General features: G+C 73.9%; 7 protein-coding genes and 1 pseudogene. 7 read left to right on the top strand and 1 reads right to left on the bottom strand.

Annotated features, from left to right (window positions below):
• The 7 genes from ACIQOV_RS12975 to ACIQOV_RS12945 form a co-directional block, all read left to right on the top strand.
• Positions 1-262: VIT1/CCC1 transporter family protein (locus ACIQOV_RS12975; protein WP_401048075.1), on the top strand; the 262-nt coding region annotated here is incomplete at its 5' end.
• A 206-nt stretch (positions 263-468) separates the two neighbouring features.
• Positions 469-3,015, top strand: coding sequence for an ATP-dependent Clp protease ATP-binding subunit (locus ACIQOV_RS12970; protein ID WP_401048073.1), 2,547 nt, complete (start codon positions 469-471; stop codon positions 3,013-3,015).
• A gap of 106 nt (positions 3,016-3,121) precedes the next feature.
• A complete protein-coding gene (locus tag ACIQOV_RS12965) occupies positions 3,122-4,366 on the top strand; it encodes a sensor histidine kinase (RefSeq protein ID WP_401048071.1) in 1,245 nt (414 codons plus the stop codon).
• Complete coding sequence (locus ACIQOV_RS12960) at positions 4,363-5,040, top strand: response regulator transcription factor (RefSeq protein ID WP_359907250.1); 678 nt, start codon at positions 4,363-4,365, stop codon at positions 5,038-5,040. Before ACIQOV_RS12965 ends, ACIQOV_RS12960 begins: the two co-directional genes overlap by 4 nt.
• A 284-nt stretch (positions 5,041-5,324) precedes the next feature.
• Entirely contained in the window at positions 5,325-5,636 is a 312-nt protein-coding gene (locus tag ACIQOV_RS12955) for an SHOCT domain-containing protein (RefSeq protein WP_401048067.1), read from the top strand.
• Positions 5,633-6,388 carry an ABC transporter ATP-binding protein gene (locus ACIQOV_RS12950; protein WP_401048064.1) on the top strand — a complete coding sequence of 252 codons (756 nt, stop codon included), beginning with the start codon at positions 5,633-5,635 and terminating at the stop codon, positions 6,386-6,388. Before ACIQOV_RS12955 ends, ACIQOV_RS12950 begins: the two co-directional genes overlap by 4 nt.
• On the top strand, positions 6,385-8,958 hold the full coding sequence (locus tag ACIQOV_RS12945) for an ABC transporter permease (RefSeq protein WP_401048061.1): 2,574 nt from the start codon (positions 6,385-6,387) through the stop codon (positions 8,956-8,958). Before ACIQOV_RS12950 ends, ACIQOV_RS12945 begins: the two co-directional genes overlap by 4 nt.
• Positions 8,959-9,028: 70 nt before the next feature.
• Here the strand turns inward: ACIQOV_RS12945 and ACIQOV_RS12940 are convergent.
• A pseudogene (locus tag ACIQOV_RS12940) lies at positions 9,029-9,559 on the bottom strand (metallophosphoesterase); the annotation flags it as partial.

Raw genomic sequence — 9,559 nt, 5'->3', positions numbered from 1 at the left:
GGAGGCGGCGCTGGCGAGCGCGGCGGCGTTCACGCTGGGTGCGCTGGTGCCGCTGCTGGCGGTGCTGCTGCCGCCGGAGTCGTGGCGGCTGCTGGTGACGGTGGTGGCGGTGGCGGTCGCGCTGACCGTGTCGGGCTGGACGAGCGCCCGGTTGGGCGGGGCGGGGCCGGGACGGGCGATCATGCGCAACGTCGTGGGCGGGCTGCTGGCGATGGGGGTGACGTACAGCGGCGGTGTGCTGCTGGATCAGGTCATCGGGTGAACGCGAGTTCCCGGCCCCGTGAACGGTTCTACGTCGGGCCCGCCCGTCCGCCCGCCCGCCCGTCCCCCCGCACGTCCGTGCCCCCCGCACGTCCGGCCGGCGGCGAGGCCCGGGCACGCCGGGTGACGGTGCCGCCCGGCTCGACAGGCGAGGTGCCGCGGCCTGTGTTTGTGTGGCTGCAAACCGCTTGGGAGAGGTGAAGCGCCGTGACCGTGCCCCCGTTCGGATCGAACGATCCGTTCTCCGATCTGCTCAGCCGGTTCTTCGGGATGAGCCCGCTGGCTTCCCCGCCCGCCGTGCAGCGGGTGCCGATCGGGCGGTTGCTCAGCGAGTCCTCGCAGGAGCTGCTCGCGCTGGCCGCGCGGCGGGCGGCCGAGGACGGCTCCAGTGACCTCGACACCGCGCACCTGGCGTGGGCGGCCACCCGGGTGGAACCCTCGCGCCGGATGCTGGAACGGGCCGGTATCGATCCGGACCGGCTCTCCGGGGACCTGGAGCACGCCCTGCCCGCGGGCGACCCGGAGGCGGTGGAGGGCCGACCGGCGCTCACCCCCTCGGCCAAGCGCGCGCTGCTCGCCGCGCACGCCCAGTCGCAGGCGGTGGGCGCCTCGTACATCGGCCCGGAGCACATCCTCGGCGCGCTGCTCGACCAGGAGCGCTCGGGGGCCGGGGTGGCGCTGCGCAACGCGGCGCCCTCGCAGGAGGCGCTGAAGTCGGTGCTGGAGGGGCGCGGCACCGGCGGCGAGCGCAGCAGTACGGGTGCCCGCCCGAGCGAGACGCCGACGCTGGACGAGTACGGGCGCGACCTCACCGAGGAGGCGCGTTCGGGCCGGTTGGACCCGGTGGTGGGGCGGGCCGAGGAGATCGAGCAGACCGTCGAGATCCTTTCCCGGCGGACCAAGAACAATCCGGTGCTGATCGGTGAGCCGGGCGTCGGCAAGACGGCGATCGTCGAGGGCCTGGCCCAGCGGATCGTCTCCGGGGACGTGCCGCAGAGCCTCAAGGAGAAGCGGGTGGTCACCCTCGACCTGACCGCGCTGGTGGCGGGTTCCAAGTACCGGGGCGAGTTCGAGGAGCGGCTGAAGAACGTGATCGACGAGGTCACCGCGGCCGAGAAGAGCGTGATCCTGTTCCTGGACGAGCTGCACACCGTGGTCGGCGCGGGCGGCGGTGGCGAGGGTTCGATGGACGCCGGCAACATCCTCAAACCGGCGCTCGCGCGAGGCGAGTTGAGCGTGGTCGGCGCGACCACGCTGGACGAGTACCGCAAGCACGTGGAGAAGGACGCCGCGCTGGAGCGCCGCTTCCAGCCGGTGCTGGTGCCCGAGCCGAGCGTCGAGGAGACCGTCGAGATCCTCCACGGGCTGCGCGACGCGTACGAGGCGCACCACCAGGTGCGGTTCACCGACGAGGCGCTGGACGCGGCGGCGACGCTCTCCGACCGGTACGTCAGCGACCGTTTCCTGCCCGACAAGGCGATCGACCTGTTGGACCAGGCCGGCGCGCGGGTCAGGCTGCGCAGCCTGAGCGGGTCGACCGAGGCGACCGGGGTGCAGGACCGGATCACCAAGCTGAAGCGGGAGCTGGACGAGGCCGTCGCGGACGAGGAGTTCGTCCGGGCCGCCAACCTGAAGACCGAGCTGCGGCAGACCGAGGACGAACTGGCGGCGATGGCCGAGTCCCGCGAGGAGGTCGTCGATGTGACGGCCGACGACATCGCGCAGGTGCTCTCCTCCCGGACCGGCATCCCGGTCGCGGAGCTGAACGCGACCGAGAAGGAGCGGCTGCTCAAGCTGGAGGAGCACCTGCACGAGAAGGTGATCGGCCAGGACGAGGCGGTCACGGCCGTCGCCCAGGCGGTGCGCCGCGGCCGGGCCGGGATGGGTGACCCGGACCGTCCGACCGGTTCCTTCCTCTTCCTCGGGCCGACCGGCGTCGGCAAGACCGAGCTGGCGAAGGCGCTGGCGGCGCTGCTGTTCGGCGACCCGGACCGGATGATCCGCTTCGACATGAGCGAGTTCCAGGAGAAGCACACCGTCTCCCGGCTGGTCGGTTCCCCGCCCGGGTACGTCGGTTACGAGGAGGCCGGGCAGCTGACCGAGGCGGTGCGCCGCAAGCCGTACAGCGTGCTGCTCTTCGACGAGGTGGAGAAGGCGCACCCGGACGTCTTCAACCTGCTGCTCCAGGTGTTGGACGACGGGCGGCTGACCGACTCCCAGGGGCGTACGGTCGACTTCCGCAACACCGTGGTGATCATGACCAGCAACATCGGCTCCCAGCGGATCCTCGACCACGCGGGGAACGTGGACGAGATCCGTGACGACCTGATGCGCGACCTGAGGCAGCAGTTCCGGCCGGAGTTCCTCAACCGGATCGACGAGGTGATCGTCTTCCACGCGCTCACCCGGAAGGACCTGCTCTCGGTGGTGGACCTGCTGCTGGACCGCAGCCGGCGCCGGCTGCGGGCCCAGGACGTCGAGCTGGACGTCACCGGGACGGCCAAGGAGTACCTGGTCAACCGGGGCTACCAGCCGGAGTTCGGGGCCCGGCCGCTGCGCCGGACGATCCAGTCGGAGTTGGACAACCGGATCTCCAACCTGCTGCTGGACGGTTCGGTGCGGGAGGGGGACACGCTGATCGCGGACGTGAGCGACGGCGAGCTGGTGGTGACGCTGGCGCGGCCGGAGGCGTCGGCGACCTTCGAGGAGGCGGAGGCGAAGGCCCGGGCCGGCTCGGCGGCCTCGGGGGACTGAGGACGACCGGGGGCGGGCGTACTCCAGCGGGAGTACGCCCGAACGCCACTGCTGGAGGACGCGCGGGGACGCGTCGCGGGTCTAGCTTGTGGGCATGATGCCGCCCATGTCCCCGCCGACCGAGCCGCCCTCGGCGGAGCGGCCACCGGCGCAGCCGCCGGAGGAGCCGCCCGAGCCGTGGAGCCCGCCGTGGGTGCGCGCGGCCAAGGCGGGCTACCCGCTCGGGACGGCGGCGGCGGTCGCGGTGCTCCAGGTGGTCGGCTCGACCTTCGCCGGGCACAACCAGCACGGGCGGGCCCCGCTGGACGCCCTCGGCTACCTCCTGCTGCTGCTCGGGCCGGCGCTGCTGGTGCTGCGCGAGCGCCGGCCGGTCGCGGTGGTGGCGGGCACCTCGGTGGTCACCGCCGGGTACCTGGCCGCCGGGTACCCGTACGGGCCGGCCTTCGTGAGCTGGCTGATCGCCTGCTGCGTGGCGATCGGCTCCGGGCACCGCCGGGCGGCCTGGGCCGGTGCGGGGGGCGTCTACCTGGTGCACCTGCTCGGCACCTTCGTCCTGCCGCAGAGCTGGCAGCGCGCGGCCCTGCCGTCCGGCAGCGTCTGGCCGCAGGAACTCGGGCTGCTGGCCTGGCTGCTGCTGGTGATGGCGGGGGGCGAGCTGGTCCGGTTCCGGCGCGAGCGGATCGCCGCCCACCGGGCCTACCGGCAGCAGCTGGAGGAGCGCCGGGCCAACGAGGAACGGCTCAGGATGGCCCGGGAGCTGCACGACATCCTGGCGCACAGCCTGTCGCTGATCAGCATCCAGGCCGGGGTCGCGCTGGCGCTGCTCGACCGTCGGCCGGAGGAGGCCCGCGGCGCGCTGGTCACCATCAAGTCGACCAGCAAAGAGGCGCTCGGCGAGGTCCGCCAGGTGCTCGCGACGCTGCGCGGGCCCGGGGCGGCGCCGCGCGGGCCGGCCCCGGGGCTGGACCGGCTGGACGAACTCACCGAGCAGGCGGACCGGGTGGGCCTGGCGGCGGAGGTGCAGGAGCGCGGTGAGCGGCGCGCGCTGTCCGCCGCCGTCGACCTCACCGCCTTCCGGATCGTCCAGGAGGCGCTCACCAACGTGGTCCGGCACTCGGCGGCCCGCCAGGCGGTCGTGGTGCTGGACTGGACGGACCCGGCCGTGCTGGTGGTCCGGGTGGAGGACCCGGGGCCCGCGGTGCTCGCGGACGCGGGCGGGTCGGGCAGCGGGCTGGTTGGGATGCGGGAACGCGCGGCGGCGTTCGGTGGCACCATCGCCGCGGGGCCGCTGCCCGACGGCGGCTTCCGGGTCCGGGCGGAGCTGCCGACACCGAAGGCGGAGAGCGATTGATTCGGGTACTGCTGGCGGATGACCAGCTGCTGGTCAGGGCGGGCTTCCGGGCCCTGTTGGACCTCCAGGACGACCTGACGGTGGTCGGCGAGGCGGACGACGGCGAGGCCGCGCTGCGGCTCGCCCGTGAACTCGTGCCGGACGTCGTGCTGATGGACATCCGGATGCCGCGGATGGACGGGCTGGAGGCGACCAGGAGGATCGCCGAGGACCCGGCGCTGTCCCCCGTGCGGGTGGTCGTGCTGACCACCTTCGAGCTGGACGAGTACGTGTTCGAGGCGCTGCGCTCGGGGGCCGCGGGCTTCCTGGTCAAGGACACCGAGCCGGCCGAACTGCTGCGGGCGATCCGGGTCGCCGTCGCGGGGGACGCGCTGCTCTCGCCGGGCGTCACCAGGCGGTTGATCGGCGAGTTCGCCGCCCGGTCGAAGGCGCCCGAGGCCGTGCCGGAGGGGCTCTCGGACATCTCGATGCTGACCGAGCGGGAGCGCGAGGTGCTGGCCCTGGTCGGGATGGGGCTGTCCAACGAGGAGATCGCCCGGAGGCTGGTGGTCAGCCCGCTGACGGCGAAGACGCACGTCAGCCGGGCGATGGTGAAGCTCGGCGTGCGGGACCGGGCGCAACTGGTGGTGCTGGCCTACGAGTCGGGGCTGGTGCGGCCGGGCTGGCTGGGCTGATCGGCTCCTGGCGGTTGCGGCCCACGGGTGGTCGGCCCACGGGTGGTTGGCCCACGGGTGGTTGGTCGATGGGCGGTTGCGGTCCACAGGGCGGGTGCGCCGGAGTCGTCGCCGTCGCGCGGCTGCTTCCGGCCCCGCGTGTCGCAGGCGGTTCCTACTCTCCCGGGAGTATCCCAACTGCCGCTGCTGGTAGGACGCGTGATGAGACCTCGCTGCGGGACGCTCCAGTCACCTCGGGAACCACCCGAGGTCCTGGAGGCCCACCACCGAGGAGTTGAACCACCATGTACACCCAGCTGGCCGACTGGCACGGCCCCGGCCCATGGATCCTGCTGATCCCATTGATCTGGATCGCCGTGGTGGTCCTGGTGATCGCGGTGCTGCGCCGCACGGTCTGGCGGCGGCACGGCTGCGGCTTCGGGTACGGGTACGGGGTTGAAACCGGAGCCGGAGCCGGAGTCGCGGCGGAGCATCCGCTGGCCGTCCTGGGCCGGCGCTATGCGGAGGGGGACATCGACGCCGAGGAGTACCGCGCCAAGCGGGCTGTGCTCAGCGAGTCGCCGCGGGACGACGCCAAGGGAGGTGGCGCCAGGTGACCACCCTGGACGTCGTACGGGGCACCGCCGCCCGGGTCGCCGACGCCGTGAAGGTCTACGGCGTCGGCGGCACCGAGGTCCGCGCGCTGGACCACGTGACGGTGGAGTTCCCGGCCGGGCGGTTCACCGCGATCATGGGCCCGTCCGGCTCGGGCAAGTCCACCCTGATGCACTGCGCGGCCGGGCTGGACAGGCTCACCGCCGGCAGCGCCTGGATCGGCGACACCGAACTCGGCCCGCTCAACGACCGGCGGCTCACGCTGCTGCGCCGGGAGCGGATCGGCTTCGTGTTCCAGGCCTTCAACCTGGTGCCCACGCTCACCGTCCTGGAGAACATCACCCTCCCGCTCGACCTGGCCGGGGTCGCCCCGGACCAGGCCTGGCTGGAGACGCTGGTCGACGTGGTCGGACTCGGCGACCGGCTGCGGCACCGTCCGAGCGAGCTCTCCGGCGGCCAGCAGCAGCGGGTCGCGGTGGCCCGGGCGCTGGCCGGGCGGCCCCGGGTGGTCTTCGCCGACGAGCCGACGGGCAACCTCGACTCCCGCAGCGGCGGCGAGGTGCTCGGCCTGTTGCGCCGGGCGGTGGACGAGATGGGCCGGGCCGTGGTCATGGTCACCCACGACCCGACGGCCGCCGGCTGGGCCGACGAGGCGCTCTTCCTCGCCGACGGACGGCTGGTGGACCGGATGCGGCAGCCCACCTCCGCCCTGGTGCTGGACCGGATGAAGGCCTTCGAACGGGGGCGGTCGTGAACGCCGTTCCCCTCCGGCTCAGCCTGCGCTCGCTGCGCGCCCACAAACGGCGGCTGGCCGGCACCCTCCTGTCCATCCTGCTCGGGGTGAGCTTCCTGACCGGCACGATGGTGCTCGGCGACACCCTGCGGGCCAACTTCGACACCCTCTTCGCCGACGCCAACGCCGGCACCGACGTCGTGGTCCGCAGCGCCGACGTGCTGGACTCGGCGGGCACGGTCGGCGGGGTGCGGGCGCCGGTGGCGGTGACGCTCGCCGACCGGCTGCGCACCGTGCCGGGGGTGGCGGCCGCGGAGCCGTCCGTCCAGGGCGCGGGCCAGCTCATCGGGAGCAACGGCAAGCCGATCGGCGGTCAGGGCCCGCCCACCCTGGCGGGCAACTGGCTGGTCGACGGCCGGCTCAATCCGTACCGGCTGGCCGAGGGCCGGGCGCCGGCCGCCCCGGGCGAGGTGGTGGTGAACCGGGGCGCGGCGAATTCGGGCGGGCTGCGCGTCGGCTCGACCACCGTGCTGCGCACCCCCGATCCGGTGCCGGTCACCGTCGTCGGCATCGCCACCTTCGGGGCGGACGCGGACGGCATGGGGCCGAGCACCTTCACCGCGATGACCTTCGCGGACGCCGAGCGGTACCTCACGCCCAAGGGCGAGGGCCAGGCCGGCTCGATCCAGGTCCGCGCCGCGGGCGGGGTCTCCCAGCGGGAGCTGGTCGACCGGATCACCCCGCACCTGCCCGCAGGCGTCCAGGCGATCACCGGCGCGGCGGCCACCCAGGAGTCCACCCAACTGGTGTCCGGGCGGTTCCTGACCATGTTCACCACGCTGCTGCTGGTCTTCGCCGGGATCGCGCTGCTGGTGGCGACGTTCACCATCCACAACACCTTCGCCATCGTGGTCGCCCAGCGGACCAGGGAGAACGCGCTGCTGCGGGCGCTCGGGGCGGTGCGCGGCCAGGTGCTCGGGGCGACCCTGGCGGAGGCGCTGGCGGTCGGCCTGCTGGCCTCGCTGGGCGGGCTGCTGGGCGGGATCGGGGTGGCCGCCGGGCTCAAGGCGCTCTTCTCCGCACTCGGCTTCGCCCTGCCGACCGGCGGCATGGTGATCGGCACGGCCGCCGTCCTGCTGCCGCTGCTGGTCGGCACGCTGGTCGCGGTGGGCTCCGCGCTGCTGCCGGCCGTCCGGGCCGGGCGGACGGCTCCGCTCGCGGCCCTGCAGGAGACCGGGGTCGACCGGGCGGCGCAGGGGCGCTCGGGCGCCGTCCGGGTGGTGCTCGGCGGCCTGTTGCTGACCGGGGGAGTGCCGGTGGCCGTCCTCGGGGCGACGGACGGCCCGTCCGTGCTGCTGACGGCCGTCGGGGCCCTGGCGGTACTGGCCGGCATGGTGGTGCTCGGCCCGGTCGCCGCGGCCCTCGCGGTGCGGACGCTGGGCGCGCCGCTGCCCAGGCTGCGCGGGGTCTCCGGGGTGCTCGCCCGGCGCAACGCGGCCCGCAACCCGCGCCGGACGGCGGCCACCGCGAGCGCCCTGATGATCGGGGTCGCGGTGGTCACGCTGTTCACCGTCTTCGGTGCCTCGATCAAGGCCACCCTGGACTCCACGGTGAGCAGGTCCTTCGCGGGCGATCTCGCCGTCACCACCGCCTCGTTCGGGGCCGGCGGCAGCGGGATCAGCCCCAAGGTGGCGGACGCCCTGGCCGCCCTGCCCGAGGTGCGGCAGACGGTCGGGCTCGGCCGCGGCGTGGCCCGGATCGACGGGCACGGCCGGACGCTGGACGTGACCGACCCGGCCCGGCTGTCCGGGATCGTGGACCTCGGCCGGGTCGACGGCTCGCTGGCCGCGCTCGGCACGGACGGGCTGGCGGTCTCCCGCAGCGAGGCGCAGCAGCGCGGCTGGCGGCTCGGACAGTCCGTCACCGTGGGTTTCACCGACGGGGCGAGCGGTCCGTTCACGATCCGTGCCCTGTACGAGGGCGGCAGCCTGGCCGGGGACTACCTGATGACCCGGCAGGCCTGGGCCCCGCACCGGGGGCAGGACGCGGACACCATGGTCGCGGTCGGGCTGCGCGACGGCGTGTCGGCCGCCGCGGGCAAGGCGGCGGTGGAACGGGCGCTGGTCCCGTACGGCAGCCCGCAGGTGCAGGACCGCGCCGAGTACGCCAAGAGCGCGGCCTCCGGCGTCGACACGATGCTCTCGGTGGTCTACGCGCTGCTGGCGCTGGCGGTGCTGATCGCGCTGCTGGGCATCACCAACACCCTGACGCTGGCGGTGCACGAGCGGACCAGGGAGCTGGGGCTGCTGCGGGCGGTCGGTCAGAGCAGCGCCCAGCTGCGCGGCATGGTGCGCTGGGAGTCGGTGCTGGTGGCGGCCTTCGGGACGGTCGGCGGTCTGGGGCTCGGAGCCTTCCTCGGCTGGGCCCTGGTGCGGGCCTCGGACAGCGCCGGGACGGGATCGTTCGCGATACCGCCCCTCCAGCTGGCCGTGGTCCTGGTGGCCGGGCTGCTGGCGGGCGCGGTCGCCGGACTCCGCCCGGCGGGCCGGGCGGCGCGGCTGGACATCCTGCGGGCGATCGCGACGGAGTAGGAGGCGGTGGAACGGGAGACGGCAGAGCAGGAGCGGTGGAGAAGGAGGTGGGAGCGGCTGAACCGGATGCTCAGTCCGCCGTCTGCGGGAAGACCTCCCGCAGCAGGGGGTTCGGCAGTCCGCGCTTGCGCCACTCGCGCGGGTAGCCGAGCGAGACCTCCGTGAACGGGACGCCGTCGTAGGTGGTCCGGCGCGGGATGTGGAGGTGGCCGTAGATCATCGCCGCGGTGTTGAACCGAGTGTGCCAGTCTGCGGTCAGCTCGGTCCCGCACCACTGGGCGAACTCGGGATACCAGAGGATATCGGTGGGCTGGCGGACCAGCGGGTAGTGGTTGACGAAGACCAGCGGGACGTCCGGGTCGCAGGCCGCCAGCCGCTTCTCGGTCAGCCGGACGCGCTCGCGGCACCAGGAGTCGCGGTCCGGGAACGGGTCCGGGTAGAGCATCCGCTCGTCCGCGCAGACGACGCCGGTCTCGTAGGCGGCCGCCAGGGAGGCTTCCTTGGTGGTCGTGCCCGGCGCACGGAAGGTGTAGTCGTAGAGGAGGAAGAGCGGGACGATGCGGACCGGACCACCGGGGCCCTCCCAGACCGGGTACGGGTC

Origin of the sequence: Kitasatospora sp. NPDC091257 (assembly GCF_044757675.1) — a bacterium.
GTDB lineage: Bacteria > Actinomycetota > Actinomycetes > Streptomycetales > Streptomycetaceae > Kitasatospora > Kitasatospora lactacystinica.
The sequence above is the reverse complement of the archived record's forward strand: the minus strand, read 5'-3'. Positions and strand labels throughout refer to the sequence as shown.

Excerpts from the sequence above, each read along its gene's own strand:
- ACIQOV_RS12965 (WP_401048071.1), top strand. The coding sequence starts at position 3,122 with ATGTCCCCGCCGACCGAGCCGCCCTCGGCGGAGCGGCCACCGGCGCAG.
- ACIQOV_RS12955 (WP_401048067.1), top strand. The coding sequence starts at position 5,325 with ATGTACACCCAGCTGGCCGACTGGCACGGCCCCGGCCCATGGATCCTG.